This window comes from Pseudomonas sp. NPDC089741, assembly GCF_044748825.1.
Lineage (GTDB): Bacteria > Pseudomonadota > Gammaproteobacteria > Pseudomonadales > Pseudomonadaceae > Aquipseudomonas > Aquipseudomonas helmanticensis.
In genome coordinates, this window is the sequence record NZ_JBIVGT010000035.1 from 40,870 (window position 1) to 61,639 (window position 20,770).

General features: G+C 59.4%; 12 protein-coding genes. 5 read left to right on the forward strand and 7 right to left on the reverse strand.

Annotated features, from left to right (window positions below):
• Positions 1-55: 55 nt before the first annotated feature.
• Complete coding sequence (putA, locus tag ACIPZE_RS24460; RefSeq protein ID WP_283437952.1) at positions 56-4,009, reverse strand: trifunctional transcriptional regulator/proline dehydrogenase/L-glutamate gamma-semialdehyde dehydrogenase; 3,954 nt, start codon at positions 4,007-4,009, stop codon at positions 56-58.
• A gap of 458 nt (positions 4,010-4,467) precedes the next feature.
• Between putA and putP the strand changes: the two genes are divergently transcribed.
• From putP to ACIPZE_RS24480, 4 genes are all read left to right on the forward strand, one after another.
• Positions 4,468-5,952 (forward strand): sodium/proline symporter PutP, encoded by a 1,485-nt coding sequence (gene putP, locus ACIPZE_RS24465; protein ID WP_129388105.1) that lies wholly within the window; start codon positions 4,468-4,470, stop codon positions 5,950-5,952.
• Positions 5,953-6,305: 353 nt separating this feature from the next.
• Positions 6,306-8,321 carry a type VI secretion system tip protein VgrG gene (locus ACIPZE_RS24470; RefSeq protein ID WP_400775825.1) on the forward strand — a complete coding sequence of 672 codons (2,016 nt, stop codon included), beginning with the start codon at positions 6,306-6,308 and terminating at the stop codon, positions 8,319-8,321.
• The gene (locus ACIPZE_RS24475; RefSeq protein WP_400775837.1) at positions 8,311-9,015 is read left to right on the forward strand and encodes a DUF4123 domain-containing protein; all 705 of its coding nucleotides are present in this window, start codon (positions 8,311-8,313) and stop codon (positions 9,013-9,015) included. Before ACIPZE_RS24470 ends, ACIPZE_RS24475 begins: the two co-directional genes overlap by 11 nt.
• Before the next feature lie 333 nt (positions 9,016-9,348).
• Positions 9,349-9,669, forward strand: coding sequence for a hypothetical protein (locus tag ACIPZE_RS24480; RefSeq protein ID WP_283437950.1), 321 nt, complete (start codon positions 9,349-9,351; stop codon positions 9,667-9,669).
• A gap of 97 nt (positions 9,670-9,766) precedes the next feature.
• Here the strand turns inward: ACIPZE_RS24480 and ACIPZE_RS24485 are convergent, their stop codons facing one another.
• Positions 9,767-10,183 carry a hypothetical protein gene (locus ACIPZE_RS24485; RefSeq protein ID WP_400775827.1) on the reverse strand — a complete coding sequence of 139 codons (417 nt, stop codon included), beginning with the start codon at positions 10,181-10,183 and terminating at the stop codon, positions 9,767-9,769.
• A gap of 330 nt (positions 10,184-10,513) precedes the next feature.
• On the opposite strand from ACIPZE_RS24485, the gene ACIPZE_RS24490 reads away from it, so the two are divergent.
• Entirely contained in the window at positions 10,514-11,353 is an 840-nt protein-coding gene (locus ACIPZE_RS24490; protein WP_053116708.1) for a 23S rRNA (adenine(2030)-N(6))-methyltransferase RlmJ, read from the forward strand.
• Positions 11,354-11,482: 129 nt separating this feature from the next.
• On the opposite strand, the gene msrA is transcribed toward ACIPZE_RS24490, so the two are convergent.
• The 5 genes from msrA to aceE form a co-directional block, all read right to left on the reverse strand.
• The gene (gene msrA / locus ACIPZE_RS24495; protein ID WP_283437948.1) at positions 11,483-12,148 is read right to left on the reverse strand and encodes a peptide-methionine (S)-S-oxide reductase MsrA; all 666 of its coding nucleotides are present in this window, start codon (positions 12,146-12,148) and stop codon (positions 11,483-11,485) included.
• Positions 12,149-12,331: 183 nt separating this feature from the next.
• Positions 12,332-15,028 carry a bifunctional diguanylate cyclase/phosphodiesterase gene (locus tag ACIPZE_RS24500; protein ID WP_283437947.1) on the reverse strand — a complete coding sequence of 899 codons (2,697 nt, stop codon included), beginning with the start codon at positions 15,026-15,028 and terminating at the stop codon, positions 12,332-12,334.
• A 247-nt stretch (positions 15,029-15,275) separates the two neighbouring features.
• Positions 15,276-16,673: an alkaline phosphatase D family protein gene (locus ACIPZE_RS24505; protein ID WP_283438663.1), complete on the reverse strand. Its 1,398-nt coding sequence runs from the start codon at positions 16,671-16,673 to the stop codon at positions 15,276-15,278.
• 280 nt (positions 16,674-16,953) lie between these two features.
• A complete protein-coding gene (gene aceF / locus ACIPZE_RS24510) occupies positions 16,954-18,912 on the reverse strand; it encodes a dihydrolipoyllysine-residue acetyltransferase (protein ID WP_400775829.1) in 1,959 nt (652 codons plus the stop codon).
• Positions 18,913-18,923: 11 nt separating this feature from the next.
• Positions 18,924-20,770: pyruvate dehydrogenase (acetyl-transferring), homodimeric type (gene aceE / locus ACIPZE_RS24515; RefSeq protein WP_400775831.1), on the reverse strand; the 1,847-nt coding region annotated here is incomplete at its 5' end.

Genomic DNA, 20,770 nt, shown 5'->3' on the forward strand with positions numbered 1-20,770 from the left:
CCTACAGGGAATTGCATTCCAGGCGACCGTTGCGGGCGCCTGGAGTTACAGCGGTTTAGCCGATAGTCATCAGACTGGCATTACCACCCGCCGCCGCGGTGTTAACGCTCAACGCCCGCTCAATCACCAGGCGCTCCAGGGCAATGTTGGTCTCGCCCTGGGACAAGCCCTGAACCCCAACGATCGCGCCGGCACGCTTGGCAATCTGCTGGCACACGCCGCGCAACTGGTCGGAATGGCCGTGATGCAGAACCGCATCAAACACCACTTCGTCTTTATTCCAGTCAGCTACCAGCTTGATCCGCGCCTGAATCTCCTTCGGCAGGCGTGCGAACAATGCCTTGCTGATGTCGGACTCCGGCCATACCGCCGAGCCGCCTACCGCCAGCACCGCTGCCAGTTGCGTCAGCAGATCACCTTCAACCTCCGCCAGGCACAGCACGTGCTCGCGCGGCAGAATCGCGTAGCTGTTTTTCTCACCGGTCGGGCCGGCCAGTACGCGAGTGATGCCGCTCTGCGATTGCGCAGCGTACTGCGCGCACAGCGTGCTCAGTTCTGCGTACTTGTTGCTTTCGGCCCAGGCTTTCAGGGCGTTCAGCGGTTTGCTCATGGCGTCGCGCAAACGAACGTCCGGGGCGACGACAGCATCACCGCGAGCGAAGGATTGTTCGATGGCATCGGTAGGACGGGTCGCCAGCAAACGATACAGGTACAGCGGGCCACCGGCTTTCGGGCCAGTACCCGACAGGCCTTCGCCGCCGAATGGCTGCACGCCGACCACGGCACCGACGATGTTGCGGTTGACGTAGACGTTACCGGCGTTGACGTTGTCGATCACCTTGGCGATGGTCTCGTCGATACGGGTGTGCACGCCCAAAGTCAGGCCATAACCGGAAGCGTTGATCTGGCCGATCAGTTGATCGATCTCTTTGCGCTTGTAGCGCACCACGTGCAGCACCGGGCCGAAGATCTCGCGTTGCAGCTCGTCGAAGCTTTCCAGTTCGATCAGGGTCGGCATGACGAAGGTGCCGCGTTTGACTTCTTCGGTGTCGGCGATCGCCACCTGGTAGACGTTGCGACCTTTGTCGCGCATGACCTGGATGTGCTTGTCGATGCCAGCCTTGGCTTCGGCGTCGATCACCGGGCCGATGTCCACGGACAGGCGCTCCGGGTTGCCGAGACGGCTTTCCGCCATGGCACCTTTGAGCATTTCGATGACACGATCAGCGGAATCTTCCTGCAAGCACAGTACCCGCAGCGCCGAGCAACGCTGACCGGCGCTGTCGAAAGCCGACGACACCACGTCGATCACGACTTGCTCGGTCAGTGCCGAAGAGTCGACGATCATTGCGTTCTGGCCACCGGTTTCGGCGATCAGTGGAATCGGACGGCCCTGGCTGTCGAGACGGCCAGCGATGTTGCGTTGCAGCAGACGCGCGACTTCGGTGGAACCGGTGAACATCACGCCTTTGACGCGCTCATCGCCAACCAGACCGGCGCCGACGGTTTCACCGCGACCCGGCAGCAGTTGCAGCACGCCTTCCGGGATGCCGGCTTCGAGCAGCAAGCGCACGGCTTGAGCGGCAACCAGCGGAGTTTGCTCTGCAGGTTTGGCCAATACCGGGTTACCGGCAGCCAGTGCCGCAGCGACTTGACCGCTGAAGATCGCCAGCGGGAAGTTCCACGGGCTGATGCATACGACTGGACCCAATGGACGGTGGGCGTCATTGCTGAAATCGTTGCGTGCCTGCACCGCGTAATAACGCAGGAAGTCGACCGCTTCACGGACTTCGGCGATGGCGTTGGCGAAAGTCTTGCCGGCTTCACGAGCCAACAGGCCCATCAGCGGCTGGATCTCGCCTTCCATCAAATCAGCGGCACGTTCCAGAATCGCCGCGCGTTCGGCCGGCGGAGTGGCCTGCCAGATCGGCGCGGCGTTCAGCGCGCATTGAATGGCGTTGTCGACGTCTTCGACGGTGGCTTCCTGAACGTGACCAACCACATCACGGTGATCTGCCGGGTTCAGCACTGGCGCCGGAGTTTCGGTGCTGGACGCGCAACCGAGCATCGGCGCGGCTTTCCAGTCGGTGTGGGCAGTGGCGAGCAGGGCGCAGGACAGCGAAGCCAGACGATGTTCGTTAGCCATGTCGATGCCGCTGGAGTTGGCGCGTTCGGCACCGTACAGATCACGCGGCAGCGGAATACGCGGATGCGGCAAGCCGAAACCACCTTCCACGGTCGCCATCTGCTCGATCTGCGCTACCGGATCGGCCACCAATTCCTGAATCGAAATCGATTGGTCGGCGATGCGGTTGACGAACGAGGTGTTCGCACCGTTCTCCAGCAAGCGACGAACCAGATACGCCAGCAGGGTTTCGTGAGTACCGACCGGTGCGTACACGCGGCACGGACGGTTCAGCTTGCCGTCGGAAACTTTGCCTACAACTTGTTCGTAAAGCGGTTCGCCCATGCCGTGCAGGCACTGGAATTCGTACTGGCCCGGGTAATAGTTCTGACCGGCAATGTGGTAAATGGCCGACAGGGTGTGGGCGTTGTGCGTGGCGAACTGCGGGTAGATGACTTCCGGCACCGACAGCAGTTTGCGTGCGCAAGCGATGTAGGAAACGTCGGTGTACACCTTGCGGGTATAGACCGGATAGCCTTCCAGGCCTTCGACCTGGGCGCGCTTGATTTCGCTGTCCCAGTACGCGCCTTTCACCAGACGGATCATCAGGCGATGGCGGCTGCGGCGAGCCAGGTCGATCACGTAATCGATCACGTATGGGCAACGCTTCTGGTAAGCCTGGATGACGAAACCGATGCCGTTCCAGCCAGTCAGTTGCGGCTCGAAGCACAGGCGCTCCAGCAGATCCAGCGACAGTTCGAGACGGTCGGCTTCTTCGGCGTCGATGTTCAGGCCGATGTCGTATTGCTTGGCCAGCAGGGTCAGCGACAGCAGGCGCGGGTACAGCTCGTCCATCACGCGCTCGTACTGTGCACGGCTGTAACGCGGGTGCAGTGCCGAGAGCTTGATGGAAATGCCCGGGCCTTCATAAATCCCACGACCGTGGGAGGCTTTGCCGATCGAGTGAATGGCTTGTTCGTACGACGCCAGGTATTTCTGCGCGTCGTGTTCGGTCAGCGCCGCTTCACCGAGCATGTCGTAGGAATAACGGAAGCCTTTAGCTTCGAACTTGCTCGCGTTGGCCAGTGCTTCGGCGATGGTTTCGCCGGTGACGAACTGCTCGCCCATCAGGCGCATGGCCATGTCGACGCCCTTGCGGATCATCGGCTCGCCGCTCTTGCCGATGATGCGGCTCAGCGACGAAGTCAGGCCGGCTTCGTTGTGCGTCGAGACCAGTTTGCCGGTCAGCAGCAGGCCCCAAGTGGCAGCGTTGACGAACAGCGATGGGCTGTTGCCCAAGTGAGGATGCCAGTTACCGGTGCTGATTTTGTCGCGGATCAGTGCATCGCGAGTGCCCTTGTCCGGGATACGCAACAGCGCTTCGGCCAGGCACATCAGCGCCACGCCTTCCTGGGACGACAGGGAAAATTCCTGCAGCAGGCCTTGAACAATGCCTGCACGACCGCCGGCACTTTTCTGGTTACGCAATTTTTCCGCGATGGAGGCAGCAAGTTTGTTAGTGGCTTCGGCCATCGCTACCGGCAGGCGAGCCTGCTCGATCAGCATCGGCACGACTTCCGGCTCCGGGCGACGGTAAGCGGCGGTGATCGAGGCGCGCAGAACGGACTGCGGCAGGATGCTTTCGGCGAATTCGAGGAAGCACTGGTGGGCGTGATCGGTGTGGACTTCGCCTGCCTCATCGGCGTCCTTGGCGGTCAAACCGTTCAGCTCGGTCAGGGTTGCACCACCCTCGAGTTTTTCCAGGTAATTGAAAATTGCCTGCTTGATCAGCCAGTGCGGTGTGCGATCAATCGAGGTCGCGGCAGCCTTCAGGCGCTCGCGGGTCGGGTCATCGAGTTTGACCCCAAGGGTGGTGGTAGCCATATTTTTATCCTCATGGTTGCCACAGTTGCGTGGCATCAGCTGGCGGCAAGATTAGCCGCGCGCTGAAAGAGGTGCAACCGGGTGCAACCCTTTTTTTGTCGGAATAATAGGCAGCTCGTCAGGAATTATTTTCTGGTACGAAAGTACTGCTCCTGCTTGGTGCTTTTGCTTCTAGCAAAGGGCCATGACTGCGACAAAAGGGAGCAAAAACGGGGTGATTGTCGATAAATCCGACTAGGTGCAACTAATTCTCACGAAACTGGTTGCACCTTATTTGCTTTGTTGCATAGCATTCGCGCCCTAGGTGCAACCGGGAATAACCCGGTGTGCCGGCTGATGGCTTTCCTGGGGAAACATCAGTCCTAAATGCGCGGGATCCCGGATCGTCTGCCAAACGTCGTCGTTTGCGTGCGGTTCACCACCGCCGCTACATAAAAACAAAGCCAGGGCGTAACTCAATGAGCGTAAGCAATCCAACCCTGATCACGTTCGTGATCTACATCGCAGCAATGGTGCTGATCGGCTTGATGGCCTATCGCTCCACCAACAACCTTTCTGACTATATTCTCGGCGGTCGCAGCCTCGGCAGCGTCGTCACCGCGCTGTCTGCCGGTGCCTCCGACATGAGCGGCTGGTTGCTGATGGGCCTGCCGGGCGCCATCTACATGTCCGGTCTGTCCGAAAGCTGGATTGCCATCGGTCTGATCATCGGTGCCTACCTGAACTGGCTGTTCGTTGCCGGCCGTCTGCGTGTGCAGACCGAGCACAACGGCGACGCCCTGACCCTGCCGGACTACTTCGCCAGCCGTTTTGAAGACAACAGCGGCCTGCTGCGGATCATCTCGGCGATCGTGATTCTGGTGTTCTTCACCATTTACTGCGCTTCCGGCATCGTGGCGGGTGCCCGTCTGTTCGAAAGCACCTTCGGCATGTCCTACGAGACGGCGCTGTGGGCCGGTGCTGCGGCGACGATTGCCTACACCTTTATCGGTGGTTTCCTGGCAGTGAGCTGGACTGACACCGTACAAGCCACGCTGATGATCTTCGCGCTGATCCTGACGCCGATCATCGTCCTGCTGGCCACCGGTGGTGTCGACACCACGTTCCTGGCCATCGAAGCGCAAGACCCAAGCAACTTCGACATGCTCAAAGGCACCACCTTCATCGGCATCATCTCGCTGATGGGCTGGGGTCTGGGCTACTTCGGTCAACCGCACATCCTCGCGCGTTTCATGGCGGCGGACTCGGTGAAATCGATCGCCAAGGCGCGTCGTATTTCCATGACCTGGATGATCCTGTGCCTGGGCGGCACCGTGGCGGTGGGCTTCTTCGGTATCGCCTACTTCTCGGCACACCCGGAACTGGCCGGCCCTGTCACCGAGAACCACGAGCGTGTGTTCATCGAACTGGCGAAAATCCTCTTCAATCCATGGATTGCCGGTGTGCTGCTGTCGGCCATTCTGGCTGCTGTGATGAGCACCCTGAGCTGCCAGTTGCTGGTGTGCTCGAGCGCCCTGACCGAAGACTTCTACAAAGCATTCCTGCGTAAATCCGCTTCCCAGGTTGAACTGGTGTGGGTTGGCCGTGCGATGGTTCTGCTGGTTGCCCTGATTGCTATCGGTCTGGCCGCCAACCCGGAAAACCGCGTGCTGGGCCTGGTGTCCTACGCTTGGGCCGGTTTCGGTGCCGCGTTCGGTCCGGTGGTACTGATCTCGGTGATCTGGAAAGACATGACTCGCAATGGCGCACTGGCCGGTATCCTGGTCGGCGCGATCACTGTTGTGGTCTGGAAGCATTTCGAACTGCTGGGGCTGTACGAAATCATTCCGGGCTTCATCTTCGCCAGCCTGGCCATCTTCATCGTCAGCAAGCTCGGTTCGCCGACTGCTGGCATGGTGCAGCGCTTCGACGCAGCGGAAAAAGATTTCAACTTGAACAAGTAATGTACTGAGCTTCGGCTCACAAAGAAACGGCCCGTTTCCTACAGGAGACGGGCCGTTTTTTATTGCCTGTGATTTCTCTGATTCACCGCAGTTCCCCTGTAGGAGTGAGCCTGCTCGCGATAGCGGTGTATCAGTCGGTATTTTTTGCCACTGACACGCCGCTATCGCGAGCAGGCTCACTCCTACAGGTGATGCTGGTGGGTTTGGGGGATTTGTCTGTAGTCGAAGGCGCCGGTTTTTGCCGGAGTTTTCAGCAATAGAAGTAGGGCAAATCTGATTTTCCCGTCACCCACCCATCCCCCCTTGCCTCTCATGCAGAATCGCCCGCCCTTCATTCTGCAAAGAGACATCGGATGTTCGCGCCTGCCAATCAACCGCGTTTCACGTTGACCTTCGAAGGCGCCCAGCATGACCTCAAGGTCCTTGAGTTCACGGGCAAGGAAGCCATCAGCCAGCCGTTTCGTTTCGAGCTTGAACTGGTCAGTGAACGGCCCGATCTGGACCTCGAAAGCCTGCTGCACTGTCAGGCGTTTCTGAGTTTTGATGCTCAGGGTTCTGGCGTTCACGGTCAGATTTATCAGGTCGGGCAGGGTGATTCCGGGAAACGCCTGACGCGTTATCACCTTAGTCTTGTCCCGCGTCTGACGTATCTCGCGCACCGCATCAATCAGCGGATTTTCCAGCATCAGAGCGTGCCGCAAATTGTTGCGCAGGTGCTTAAAGATCACGCGATCCTCCGTGACGCTTTCGAGTTTCGGTTAGGCAGCGAATACCCGGTGCGTGAGTATTGCGTGCAGTACGCCGAGAGCGACTTGGCGTTCATTCAACGCCTGTGTGCCGAGGTCGGTATTCATTACCACTTTCAGCACAGCCCCGCCGGACATCTATTGGTGTTCGGCGACGATCAAACCGTGTTCCCGCGATTGGCCGAGCCAACGCTTTATCTGCCCGGTAGCGGCATGTCTGCCGGGGCGCCGGCGATCAAGCGCTTCAATGTGCGTGTGGAAACCCGTTCCAGCGTGGTTACCCGGCGCGACTACAACTTTGAAAAGCCGCGCCTGCAACTGGAGAGTCGCATTGACGGCGAGCAACGCCCGGTGCTCGAGGACTATCACTTCCCTGGTCAATTCAATGATCGTGAAACCGGCAAACACCTCGCCCAGCGTGCACTTGAGCGACATGTCGCCGATTACCGTCAGGCCGAGGGCATCAGCGATGAATCCGCACTGGTTTGCGGACATTTCCTGCAACTGATCGACCATCCGCGCCACGACTGGAATGATCTGTGGCTACTCACCGCCGTTGAGCACCATGGCCGACAGCCGCAAGTGCTGGAGGAATCGGTCACCAGCGATGGGGAAGAATTCCAGGGTTACCGTAATACCTTTCTCGCCACGCCGTGGGCAGTGTTCTTCCGCCCGCCGCTGGGCCCGGAAAAACCGCGAATGCTCGGTTATCAACCGGCGGTTGTCACCGGCCCGAAAGACACCGAAATCCACTGCGACGAGTACGGCCGGGTCAAAGTGCAATTGGCCTGGGATCGTGATGGCGAGTTGAACGAGCATTCCAGTTGCTGGCTGCGCGTTGCCACCGGCTGGGCCCATGATCGTTATGGCAGCGTGCTGATTCCACGGGTCGGCATGGAAGTGCTGGTCGGCTTCATCGACGCTGATGCTGACAAACCGCTGGTCATGGGCTGTCTGCCCAACGCCGCGACGCCGGTGCCGCTCGATCTTCCGGCTGACAAGACCCGCAGCATCTTCCGCAGCCAAAGCAGCCCCGGCGGCGGTGGTTACAACGAACTGCGCATCGAGGATCGCAAAGGCGCCGAGGAAATCTACCTGCGCGCCCAACGCAACTGGACGCAGCATGTGTTGAACGATCAACAGGTGCAGGTTGATAACCAGCGCAGCATCGTCGTCACCGGCACCGCGCGGCATGAATTGAAGGCTGATGAACAGCGCATCACCCACGGTCAGCGGCAGGCCGAGGTGAAGCAGGACGATCATCTGACAGTGAGCGGTGACCGGCATATTCGTGTCAGCAGTCAGTCGCTAAGCGCCAGCGGGCAATTTCATGTCAGCGCGGGTCAGCAAGTGGTCATCGATGGCGGCGCGAGCGCGACCATTCAGGCGGGTGGACAGTGGATCAACATCGGCCCGGGCGGGATTTTCAGCAGTGTGCCAATTGTCGTCGGCGGCGCGCCGATGGCAGCGATGAGTGCGGCGCCGGTTGTGCCGGGATTGCCGGAGAAGCTGGTCGCTGCACCTGCGGCCATGCTCACCGCCGCACAAATCATGAGTTTCAAAGGCGACGCGCCGTTCTGCGAAGAGTGTGAGCGGTGCAAGGGCGGTGTCTGTGCAGCCTGATGTTCTCGACCCCCGCGTGTGGCTGGCGCAGGAACCGCTGAAACCGACAGAGCAACTGTTCGCGATCTTCAGTCATGCCAGCGACGCCAATCCTCCGCTGGTTTCGCCGAGCCCGATCTGGGCGGGCACGATCTACGCCGAGTGGGATGCGGTGATGCCCTTCGTGGGAGTTGTCGCTGCCGACAGTGAGTTTCTCGATTGGGTAGCGACCACCGAGTCTCGGGACTGGGGCTGGTTGGCGGTGTCCTCGGCAACGCTTGAAGAGGTAGTGGCGCACTTTCGCAGCCTGACCCAAGTGCTGATGCCGGGCGGCAAAACAGTGTTTTTCCGGTTCTGGGACGGGCGGTTTCTATTGCCGATCCTGCAGGCTGATGAGGTGGACACGGCGCAGATGTTACCGGTGATCGGGCGTGGATTGATCAATGGTCAGCCGCTGGAAATCGGTGGCAGGGCACAAGTTTTAGCGCGGTCATTTCCGTGGTGGCAGATTCCGCAATCAGTGTTGACGCAGCAGGGCGATGAGGCTCGGACGGCCAATGCGTTGCAGTGGTTGAGCGAAGAGCATCCGGCACTCTTCGAAACCTTTCCCGAAGCGGTTTTGCGCTGCAAGGTCAGGCAGTTTTTTCAGGATTCAATGTCGGAAGAATCGTCGCAATCGGCATTGTTGGCGTTTTTGCTGGCAGAGTCGGAGTGATATTTCCGGGCGAGCGCTTGGGAGTTTTCCTTCGAGTCGCGGCGGTTTTCATGAACTGGTGGGCGGTGGGTTGCAGGGATAGTCTTTTCATTGTCACTGCGAGCGTGGTGGCAGGGTGTAGGAACCCTTGGAATTTACCGTGCACCAGCCCTGTTGTCTGATTGCGGCACCTAACGTGTGTCCGTAACATCTTTCGCGGCGGCTGTGCGCGGGAACGCTTCGGCGTAGCTGAGTTTTGGCTGGTTCCTCAGTTTCCTACTCTCGCGTACGGCTGCCACCCAAACCTGTAGGAAGGTCATTGGTAGCCTCATTTAATCAGTTGAGGTGCAAAATATGACAACGCTTAAACCAGCTCCACCCTACGAAAAACTCATCCCACATCCCGACAACCGCTTCATGGCCCTGACCGGTAATTGCAGCGACATGCCCACTCTGTTCATCGACACCCACGTTCCCCTCGACATCCTCATGGACGCCGCCAATCACCGCATCCGCACCGTGGTTCAGGTCCTGGAAAACATGTGCATGCGCGGCTCGGTCGAGTGCGACTCGATCATCCTCAGCGACTTCGCCATGCTCTGCGCCATCCCGCTGCGCGATGGCTGTGATGTGCTGGATGTGATTGGGCGCAGGTTGGGCGGCATGCCGTCCTGACGGCTCAAGATCAAAAGATCGCAGCCTTTGGCAGCTCCTACATGAATCGCCGTGTAGGAGCTGCCGAAGGCTGCGATCTTTTGACTCTCAAAAAGGCTCAATCAACAACGATGTAAGCATCCTGAGCCCGAATAAAACGGTCAAACGCCTCTGAGTTGTAAACCTGCAGACAAGCATGGAAGACCATTTTTTCATCCGAGTATTTGCTGCCGGCGGAGGTCTGGGCATACGCCGCTGACACATGGTTCCTCGTCTCGTTATAGGGATCGTGCAGCACCTGCAGCGTGTCTTCATTTTGCAGAACGGTGTGCATGCCCTTGCCCATGAACGAGTAGGCAACTGCGGCCAATGCGATGTCTTTTCTCAGGGCGGATTGCTCATTGAATGGCGCCAGGAGGCAGTGGCTCAAGCCGTAATTCTTGAGGCTTTGCCGGGCTTGATCGGTGTGGTTTACGTCGGCAAGTGCGAGATATGGGCCTAATGCGCCGAGTAGGAAGATGATCGGGTGTCGCATGAGTTTTTGACTTCCTGTCGATCATGGTTAGCCAGTGTAACTGCATGACAGCGAAGCCCCTCACCCTAACCCTCTCCCGGAGGGAGAGGGGACTGACCGAGTCGGCTGGGTGAGGTACGCCGACTTGCGACTTCTGCAGCGTACTTTGCCCGGCCACGCTTGAGATCGCGGTGGTCTTTCAGGTCGACATAAGCCGCAAGATCACCTCAATCAGTCCCCTCTCCCTCTGGGAGAGGGCTAGGGTGAGGGCAGGCTTTTGCCCGCTCAGCCGCCAACCCCTGACTTGCCGCCCGGTAAAAGGTAAACTTTGCGCCCTTCGCAGGAGCAGCCATGAATTATCGTCACGCCTTCCATGCCGGCAATCACGCCGATGTGTTCAAACACCTGACCTTGACCCGCCTCATCGCCCTGATGTCGCGCAAGGAGCAGCCGTTTGCCTATCTCGACAGCCACGCCGGCATCGGTCTGTATGACTTGCAGGGCGATCAGGCGAATCGCACCGGCGAATACCTGGAAGGCATCGCGCGCTTGTGGGATCAGCCGGATCTGCCGGCGCTGACCGCTGACTACATGAAAGTGCTGCACGAGATGAACCCTGATGGCCAGTTGCGCTATTACCCGGGTTCGCCGGAGCTGGCGCGGCGTCTGACCCGTCCGCAGGATCGGGTGATGCTCAATGAAAAGCACCCGGAAGACGGCGTGCTGCTCAAGGACAACATGGCCGGTGATCGTCGGGTCAAGGTTCATCTCGGCGAAGGCTGGCATGTCGCACGAGCGATGTTGCCGGTGCAGGAGAAGCGTGCGGTGATGCTGATCGATCCGCCGTTCGAGCAGCTCGATGAAATGCAGCGTTGCGCGGCGTCGTTGAAAGAGGCGATCGGCCGGATGCGCCAAACAGTGGCGGCGATCTGGTATCCGGTGAAGGATCAACGCGCGTTGCGTCGTTTCTATCAGGATCTGGCCGGCTCGGGTGCGCCGAAGTTGTTGCGCGTCGAGCTGCTGGTGCATCCGCTGGATACGCCGAACAGCCTGAACGGTTCGGGCATGGCGATTGCCAATCCGCCGTGGGGGCTGGAGGAGGAACTGCGTGAGTTGCTGCCGTGGTTGTCGAAGAAGCTGGGGCAGACCCAGGGCGGCTGGCAGATGGATTGGTTGATTGCCGAGAGCTGATCAACGGCAAGATCAAAAGATCGCAGCCTGCGGCAGCTCCTACACGGTTAGGCGTCGTCCACCAATGTGCGGACGATCACTGATCTCCTGTAGGAGCTGCCGAAGGCTGCGGTCTTTCGCTTTTAGGGGTCAGTTACCCGCCAGGCTCGGTGGCATGCACACGCCGGTACCGCCAATCCCGCAATAGCCTTCAGGATTCTTCGCCAGATACTGCTGGTGATACGCCTCGGCGAAAAACACGGTCGGCGCCTGTTCGATCTCGGTGCTGATTTCTCCCAGACCTGCTTTCGACAACTCGGCCTGATACGTAGCCTTGCTCTTCAGCGCCGCGTCCAGATGCTCTGGCGAAGTCGCGTAGATCACCGAGCGGTACTGCGTGCCGATGTCGTTGCCCTGACGCATGCCCTGCGTCGGGTTGTGCAGTTCCCAGAACATTGCCAGCAGCTCTTCGTAGCTGACTTTATCCTTGTCATACACCACCAGCACCACTTCGGCGTGGCCGGTCAGGCCCGAGCAGACTTCTTCGTAGGTCGGGTTCGGCGTGAAGCCGCCGGCGTAACCGACGACCGTGCTGACCACGCCTTCGCGCTGCCAGAAGCGGCGCTCGGCACCCCAAAAGCAACCGAGACCGAAAATCGCAAAGTCGACGTCCTGGAAAAACGGGCCAAGCAATGGGGTTTCTTCGAAGACGAAGTGCTTTTCAGGCAGGGTCATCGCGGTTTCGCGGCCGGGCAGAGCTTGTTCTTTAGTCGGGAGCACGTTTTTGTTCACCAGAATTTCCGAGCGCAGAACCATGATCGTTCCTCTCAGTCAGGATGGGATGTAAAAAGTCAGACCGCCAGTGTGCCCAATGATGCGGAGTTAATCACTACCCAATGTAGGAGCTGCCGCAGGCTGCGATCTTTTGATCTTGTCTTTGAAAAGCAAGGTCAAAAGATCGCAGCCTGCGGCAGCTCCTACATGAAAGGGCGGCGGGGATCAGAGGCAGAGCGGGCCGCGCGGGTAGCGTTTCAGCGCCTGGATCAGTTCGGCGCCGGGGATTGGCCGGTCGAACAGGTAGCCCTGGCCGACGTCGCAACGGTGCCGGCGCAGGAACGCCAGTTGCTCGGCGGTCTCGATGCCTTCGGCCACAACTTTGAGCTTGAGGTTGTGCGCCATGGCGATCACCGCAGAGGTGATTTCCATGTCGTCCTGGTTGTCGGGGATTTCGTGGATGAAGCTGCGATCGATCTTGATGATGTCGATCGGGAATTTTTTCAGATAGCTCAGCGACGAGTAGCCAGTGCCGAAGTCGTCCATGGCTAGGGTCAGGCCCAGACGCTTGAGCTGATCAAGCTGCAAATGCGTGTCTTCGGTGGCTTCCAGCAACAGGCCTTCGGTCAGCTCAAGTTCGAGCAGATTGGCCGGCAGCGCTTCTTCCTTGAGGATGTTGGCGATGGAGGCGACCAGATCCGGGTCGGAGAACTGTTTCGGCGACAGGTTGATCGCCACTTGCAGATTGCCCATGCCGGCAGCGGTCAGCGCTTTGCTCATGCGGCAGGCTTGGCGGGCGATCCATTTGCCGATCGGAATGATCAGGCCGGTCTCTTCGGCGACGCTGATGAACTGGTCCGGGCGAATCATCCCGCGCTCCGGGTGATTCCAGCGCAACAGCGCCTCCATCCCCAGCAGACGACCGCTGCGCAGGCACAGCTTGGGCTGATAGAACACGTCCAGCTCGTTCTGGGTCAGGGCGCGGCGCAGGTTGTTCTCGACGAACAGCTTGTAACTGGCCTCGGCGTTCAGCGCTTCGGTGAAGACTTGCACCTGATGTTTGCCGTTGGCCTTGGCCTTGTGCAGCGCCAGGCCGGCGTTACGCATCAGCGTTTGCGGATCGCGCCCGTGCAGCGGCGCGCAGGCCAGGCCCACTGAGCCGGTGACGCTGATCAACTGGTTGTCGACGAACATCGGCTTGTCGAGGGTCATCAGCAACTGGCTGGCGATCTGTTGGCCGGCCTCAAGGTCGGTGTTGTCGAGCAGCACGGCGAACTCGTTACTGGCGAAGCGCGCAAGGCTGCCACTCGGGCTCAGGCTGTTGCGCAGACGCCGCGCCAGGCTGATCAGCAGTTTGTCGCCGGTCTGATGGCCGAGGCTGTCGTTGATCCGCTTGAAGTTGTCGATGTCCACCAGCAACAGGCTGATCGGGGTATCGCTATCCCGGGCGAAGCGTTCGTCAAGGTTACGGATGAACGCCGGGCGGTTGCCGAGGTTGGTCAGGTTGTCGGTGTAGGCGAGGCGCTCGATGCGCTGCTGCGCCAGTTTGGTCTGGGTGATGTCTTCGTAGATGCCGATGTAGTGGGTCAGCTCACGGTTGTCGCCGTAGACCTTGGAAATCGACAACTGGCCCCAGTACGGTTCGAGGTTCTTGCGCCGGCTCTTGAATTCGCCCTGCCAACTGTTGCTCTTGGCCAGCGCGGAAGGCGCGTCGAACAGTAGCTCACTGAGGTTCTCCAGTGCCGGCAGCTCGGACAGGCGCTGACCGTGGACTTCTTCGGTGGTGTACTGGGTGATCGCGGTGAAGCTCGGGTTGACGTACTCGACCACGCCGTCGCAATTGACCAGCAAAAAGGCGTTGGCGCTTTGCTCGACCGCACGCTGGAACAGGTGCAGGGCGCTGGTGGCGGTGCGCCGGTTGTGATTGTTGATGACTTGCGCGAACTGGTCGGCCAGTTCACCGGCAAAGGCGATTTCATCGGATTGCCAGGCGCGGGTCACGCCGGTCTGTTCCAGACACAACACGCCGACGACCTGACCGTCGACACGGATGCTCGCATCGAGCATCGCGTTGACGTCGCGCGGGCGCAGCGCTTCGGCCATGTCACGGGTGCGCGGGTCGCGCATCGCGTTGTGCGCGTCGATCGCACGGCTGCTGTGCAGCGCTTCCATGTAGTCAGGGAAGGTGCTGACGTCGATTTCGTCGGGCAGGATGTATTCCTGCGTCGCGCGGTGATACGCGGAGATCGGTACCAGGCGCTGGCCTTCGAGGTTCCACAGGCTGGCGCAGTCGATTTCATAGATATCGCAGGCGCAGCGAGTGATCAGTTCGGCGGCTTCCTGCAACGAGTTGTGCGTGCTGTAGCGCTGACGGGCGAGCAACAGAATCAGATCCTGCTGGGCGCGCACGCGTTCGAGGTGTTGCAGCTGTTCCTGCTGGGCGCGCTGGTTGAGTTCCAGGGCTATTTGCAGGCGCGAGTTCTGGGTTTCCAGATCGACGGAAGGCGGTAGCGGCGCATCGTCAAATACGTCATCGACTGCCAGCAGATAGCCGCGCAGCAGGTGACGATTGTGTTGTTTGTAGGCTTCGCCCAGTTCGAGGATGCTCAGCGCACCGGCCGCAGTGTGCAGGGTATAGCGCACCAGATAATGCGGGCTGGCGGTCAGTTGTTGCTGGATCGCGTCATGCAGTTGATAACGCGCTTCCGGCTCCATCAGGCTGGCGTAGGGTGAACCGACCAGAGCGCACAGCTCGACAGCCGGTTGACCGAATTGGCGTTCGCAGTTGGGATCGAGGAACAACATCGCCCAACTGGCTTCATTCAAGCGCTCGAAACGCAGCATGCCGAGCCGCGAGGGCACAGGCAACTGCGTCACTACCTCGGCCGCCATACGGCTGGCGGCATCGGGTTGGCTTTTCATGAAGGGAACTCGCTTGAAAATATGCTGAACGCGGGGGCTCTCGCCCTCTTTAACGTTGCCTGCGGCAAGGTTGCATCATTGCGGCACTGACTGACAAGAGAGATGAAGGCCAAGTGCTATAAGAATGTGTCGGCTGCGTTGAACATTTCTCCAGCGTGGGGGTGAAAAGAGCCAAAGATCGCAGCCTGCGGCAGCTCCTGCAGGGCAATTCGAACAATGAGCTGCCGAAGGCTGCGATTTTTAAGGCTTAGCGCAGCTTTATGGTGACCGACTGCAGTGGCTTGCCATCGCGGTCATGATAATTGATCAAAATATGATCACTCTCGACCAGCATATGCGCAAAGTTGTCTTGGCTGATCACCTCGCTGGTCAATTCGTGCACATAGTCACCCGCCGCGGTGCGCGCCAACGGTTGATTGAGGGCAAACGTCGACGCCTTGGCATACGGCAGCAGTTTGCTGTTGCACAGCGGCGAAGACACCACGGTGTGGATTGCGAAATCGGCATCCTCGCTATGGCTCAGGCGCGCAGTCAGCGAGCCGTGGACATCGCCGGAAATGATCACGACATTGCTGATTTTGTGCGTGCGCACGGTTTCCAGCAGGCGCAGTCGTTGCTCGGCAAAGCCCTGCCAGCCATCGTCGCCATTGGCTTGGCGATCCGGGAAAAACATCACGCTGGTCACCACAAACTTGACCCGCGCCGTGCTGTTGATCAGCCATTGGCACAAGGCCAGTTCCTGAGCTTCATCGAGGATGCGTCGCTCATTGTTCGACAGGTCGCGTCGGGTGCGCGTGTCGGTCACAAACCATTCGATATCGGCTTCGCTGAATTGGTACCAGTAATGCTCCAGTGAAGCATGATCAAGTTGTCCGTTAGTTGTCAGTGCATAGGCCGGGCTATGGCTGGCCTGGTATAACTCGTATGCCGCCATGGCGTTGCGATATAACTCGTCGTCAGCCGGTTCGGCATTCGCTGGCCAATTGTCTTCAATCTCGTGGTCGTCAAGTATCATGTAAGTTGATGTGCCGGACATCAGGCGTTTTATGCCCGGTTGTGAAAAGGCAGCGCGGTATTTAATGAGGATATCTTTATAACTGCGATCGGGACCGATCCGGTTCAGGTCATCGACATAAATCTGGTCGCCGCTCATGATGGTTGCGCTGATCGGCGGTTGCTGGCCTTCGATCAATTGGTTGATGGACGTAAAGATCCGATCCCCCAGTAATGGCAATACCGGCACGCCTGCTGTCAGGCGCAGATAGCGACAGGAGCCGAGAATATAGGCGCGTGGCCGCAACGGCTCGCTGCTGCGAGTACGCAAGCGATAAATTTCCCTCGGCCATTGCAGCGGCAGTTCCGCGACGCTGTCCACGGTATGTACCGGGCTCATCGGGCTGAACCAGCCGGTTTGAAATTCATACTCGGTGTCTTCCAGCAAATCATTCAGGATGAACACTTTGCACATGTCGCCTAATTCACCCAGTTTGCTAAACAGGGCGGTTGACCATAGTTGTGAATTGCTCGGACGATAACGCAAGCCGGCAAACACTTGCAGGTTCTTTTGATATTCGCCACGAACGAAGATGCGTGCGTGGTTAGTTGTGGTGTGGCCAATAATCGGGCCGATAACGGGTTTTAACATATTCGAATCCATTCGAAAGAGTAAGGCGAAGTGCATACACTGCGAAAAAGTCGATGCGCTGACTTTGTTGTCGCAAGACTAGTTGCCGACAGAATAAAAAGATCGCTGTGAAGTGGACTCAGGTCGTAGCCGATGTCAGCGGGTTTTGTGGGAAAAGTACCGGTTTATAAAATTCAGGCAAAAAAAAGCCCCGCCAAACTGACGGGGTTGAGGTACGAGCGTGTGGCGCTCGAAAACGTGAAGCACAAGCGGCCCTCCGTTGTCGGAGGGCCGCCTGGGATTACAGCAGGATGGTGCGAATGTCCGCCAGCAGGCTGCCCAGACGCTGGGTGAAGCGTGCGGCAGCGGCGCCGTTGATCACACGGTGATCGTAGGACAACGACAGCGGCAGCATCAGTTTCGGCTGGAAGGCTTTGCCGTCCCAGACTGGCTGGATGGTTGCCTTGGAAACACCGAGGATCGCCACTTCCGGCGCGTTGACGATCGGCGTGAAGCCGGTGCCGCCAATGTGGCCGAGGCTGGAAATGGTGAAGCAGGCGCCCTGCATGTCGTCAGCAGTCAGCTTCTTGTCGCGGGCTTTGGCGGCCAGCGCAGCGGCTTCGGCTGCCAGTTGCAACAGGCTCTTCTGGTCGACGTTCTTGATGACCGGTACCAGCAGGCCATCCGGGGTGTCGACGGCGAAGCCGATGTTGATGTACTTCTTGCGGATGATCGCTTTGCCGCTTGGTGCCAGCGAACTGTTGAAGTCCGGCAGCTCCTTGAGCATGTGCGCGCACGACTTGAGCAGCAGCGGCAGGATGGTCAGCTTGACGCCGGCCTTCTCTGCAACGGCTTTCTGCGCGACGCGGAAGGCTTCCAGCTCGGTGATATCAGCCGAATCGAACTGAGTCACGTGCGGGATGTTCAGCCAGCTGCGGTGCAGGCTCGACGCGCCGATCTGCATCAGGCGAGTCATCGGCACTTCTTCGATTTCGCCGAAACGGCTGAAGTCGACGACCGGAATCGGCGGGATGCCCGCGCCACCGGTTGCGCCAGCAGCGGCCGGTGCTTCCTTGGCCTTCTGCATCATCGCTTTGACGTAAACCTGCACGTCTTCTTTCAGGATACGACCGTGCGGGCCGCTGGCGCCGACAGCGTTCAGCTCGACGCCGAACTCACGGGCCAGTTGACGCACGGCAGGGCCGGCGTGAACTTTCGCGCCCGGCTTGGCCGGGGCGGCGGCTGGAGCGGCAGCAGGTGCAGGCGCAGCGGCAGCCGGAGCAGCAGCGGCAGGAGCACTTGGAGCAGCGGCGGCAGCTGGAGCCGGGGCAGCAGCAGGCGCCGCGCCTTTGACTTTCAGCTTGAGAATCAGGTCGCCGGTACCGACTTCGTCATCCAGCTTGATGGAAACGCTTTCCACCACGCCAGCGGCAGGCGATGGAATTTCCATGCTCGCCTTGTCGGATTCCAGAGTGATCAGCGACTGGTCAGCTTCAACGGTGTCGCCAGCCTTGACCAACACTTCGATGATCTTGGCTTTGCCAGCCGAACCGATATCCGGAACGTGGATGTCTTGAACGGTGTCAGCAACCGGAGCTGCCGGCGCGGCTGCCGCAGCAGGCGCAGCGGCAGCGGCCGGCGCAGCAGCCTGAGCTGGAGCGGCAGCAGCAGGGGCCGCAGCACCCGCCACTTCCAGATCCAGAATCAGGTCGCCAGTGCCGACTTCGTCGTTGAGCTTGACGCTGATGGCCTTGACCACGCCAGCGGCAGGCGACGGGATTTCCATGCTCGCCTTGTCGGATTCCAGAGTGATCAGCGATTGATCAGCTTCGACGGTGTCGCCGACCTTGACCTGAATCTCGATGATCTGTGCCTTGCCCGACGAACCGATGTCCGGCACGTGCACTTGCTGAACCGAAGCGGCAGCAGGGGCAGCGGCAGGCGCGGCAGCAGCAGGAGCGGCGGCCGGTTTTTCTTCAGCCTTTTTAGCCGGTGCAGCAGCCGGAGCAGGGGCCGCAGCAGCGGCGCCCTCGACTTCCAGCTCAAGCAGTTCGTCGCCTTCTTTCAGACGGTCGCCCAGCTTCACTTTCAGGCTCTTGATGACGCCGGCTTTCGGGGCCGGCACTTCCATGCTGGCCTTGTCCGATTCCAGGGTCAGGATGCTCTGGTCGGCTTCGATACGGTCGCCGACCTTCACAAACAGTTCAATTACTTCACCTTCACCGCTGCCGATGTCAGGTACGCGAATGAGTTCGCTCACAAAATGTCTCCTCAGCAGTCCAGTGGGTTGCGTTTTTCCGGGTCGATGCCGAACTTGGTGATGGCTTCAGCCACCACCTTAGGTTCGATATCACCACGGTCAGCCAGTGCTTCCAGGGCTGCCAACACCACGAAATGACGGTCAACTTCGAAGAAATGACGCAGTTTTTTGCGGCTGTCGCTGCGGCCGAAACCGTCGGTGCCGAGGACTTTGAATTCCTTGGACGGTACCCACTGACGGATCTGCTCGGCGAACAGTTTCATGTAGTCGGTGGAGGCGATGACCGGACCTTTACGGCCGTTCAGGCACTCTTCGACATAGCTCAGCTTAGGCTTCTGGCCCGGCTTCAGACGGTTGCTGCGCTCTACAGCGAGGCCGTCGCGACGCAGTTCGTTGAAGCTGGTAACGCTCCACACGTCAGCGCCCACGTTGAACTCTTCACGCAGAATCTTCGCCGCTTCACGGACTTCACGCAGGATGGTGCCGGAGCCCATCAGCTGGACGTGGTGCGCCGCATCGCGGGTGTCTTCTTCGAGCAGGTACATGCCTTTCTTGATGCCTTCTTCGGCACCGGCCGGCAGGGCTGGCTGCTGGTACGACTCGTTCATCACGGTGATGTAGTAGAAGATGTCCTGTTGCTCTTCGGTCATCTTCTTCATGCCGTCCTGAATGATCACCGCCAGCTCGTAGCCGTAGGTTGGATCGTAGGTGCGGCAGTTCGGGATGGTCGCGGCCAGCAGGTGGCTATGACCGTCTTCGTGTTGCAGGCCTTCACCGTTCAGGGTGGTACGGCCGGCGGTGCCGCCGATCAGGAAGCCACGGGTACGGCTGTCGCCGGCAGCCCAGGCCAGGTCGCCAATACGCTGGAAGCCGAACATCGAGTAGAAGATGTAGAACGGCAGCATCGGCTGGTTGTGGCTGGAGTACGAAGTACCGGCAGCGATGAACGAGCTCATGGCGCCAGCTTCGTTGATGCCTTCTTCAAGGATCTGACCTTTCTGGTCTTCCTTGTAGAACATCACCTGGTCTTTATCGACTGGCTCGTAGAGCTGGCCGACGGACGAGTAGATACCGAGCTGACGGAACATGCCTTCCATACCGAAGGTACGGGCTTCGTCCGGGATGATCGGAACGATGCGCGGGCCGATTTCCTTGTCCTTGACCAGTTGCGCGAGGATTCGCACGAAAGCCATGGTGGTGGAAATTTCACGGTCGCCGGAACCGTCAAGGATTGCCTTGAGGGTGTCCAGGTCCGGAGTCGGCACGCTGAAGCTTTGTGCGCGGCGCTGAGGCACGAAACCGCCCAGTGCAGTGCGACGCTCGCTGAGGTAGCGGGCTTCGGCGCTGTTTGGCTCTGGCTTGAAGAACGGCAGGTTCTCCAGCTCTTCGTCCTTGACCGGGATGTCGAAGCGATCGCGGAACAACTTCAGGCTGTCGACGTCGACTTTCTTGGTGTTGTGCGCAGTGTTTTTCGCTTCGCCGGCACCGGTGCCATAACCTTTGATGGTCTTGGCGAGGATGACGGTTGGTTGTTCTTTGTGGTTGACCGCTTCGTGGTACGCCGCATAGACCTTGTACGGGTCGTGGCCGCCACGGTTGAGTTTCCAGATCTCGTCGTCGGACAGATCAGCAACCATTGCCTTGAGTTCAGGCGAGTTGAAGAAGTGCTCGCGAACGAACGCGCCGTCTTTGGCTTTGTAGTTCTGGTACTCGCCGTCGATGACTTCGTCCATGCGACGTTGCAGGATGCCGTCGACGTCTTTGGCCAGCAGTGGGGCCCAGACACGGCCCCAGATGACTGTGGTCACGTTCCACTGAGCACCGAGGAACACGCCTTCGAGTTCCTGGATGATCTTGC

Coding starts and splice junctions, on each gene's coding strand:
- putA (WP_283437952.1), bottom strand. CDS start 4,009: ATGGCTACCACCACCCTTGGGGTCAAACTCGATGACCCGACCCGCGAG.
- putP (WP_129388105.1), top strand. CDS start 4,468: ATGAGCGTAAGCAATCCAACCCTGATCACGTTCGTGATCTACATCGCA.
- ACIPZE_RS24470 (WP_400775825.1), top strand. CDS start 6,306: ATGTTCGCGCCTGCCAATCAACCGCGTTTCACGTTGACCTTCGAAGGC.
- ACIPZE_RS24480 (WP_283437950.1), top strand. CDS start 9,349: ATGACAACGCTTAAACCAGCTCCACCCTACGAAAAACTCATCCCACAT.
- ACIPZE_RS24485 (WP_400775827.1), bottom strand. CDS start 10,183: ATGCGACACCCGATCATCTTCCTACTCGGCGCATTAGGCCCATATCTC.
- ACIPZE_RS24490 (WP_053116708.1), top strand. CDS start 10,514: ATGAATTATCGTCACGCCTTCCATGCCGGCAATCACGCCGATGTGTTC.
- msrA (WP_283437948.1), bottom strand. CDS start 12,148: ATGGTTCTGCGCTCGGAAATTCTGGTGAACAAAAACGTGCTCCCGACT.
- ACIPZE_RS24500 (WP_283437947.1), bottom strand. CDS start 15,028: ATGAAAAGCCAACCCGATGCCGCCAGCCGTATGGCGGCCGAGGTAGTG.
- ACIPZE_RS24505 (WP_283438663.1), bottom strand. CDS start 16,673: ATGTTAAAACCCGTTATCGGCCCGATTATTGGCCACACCACAACTAAC.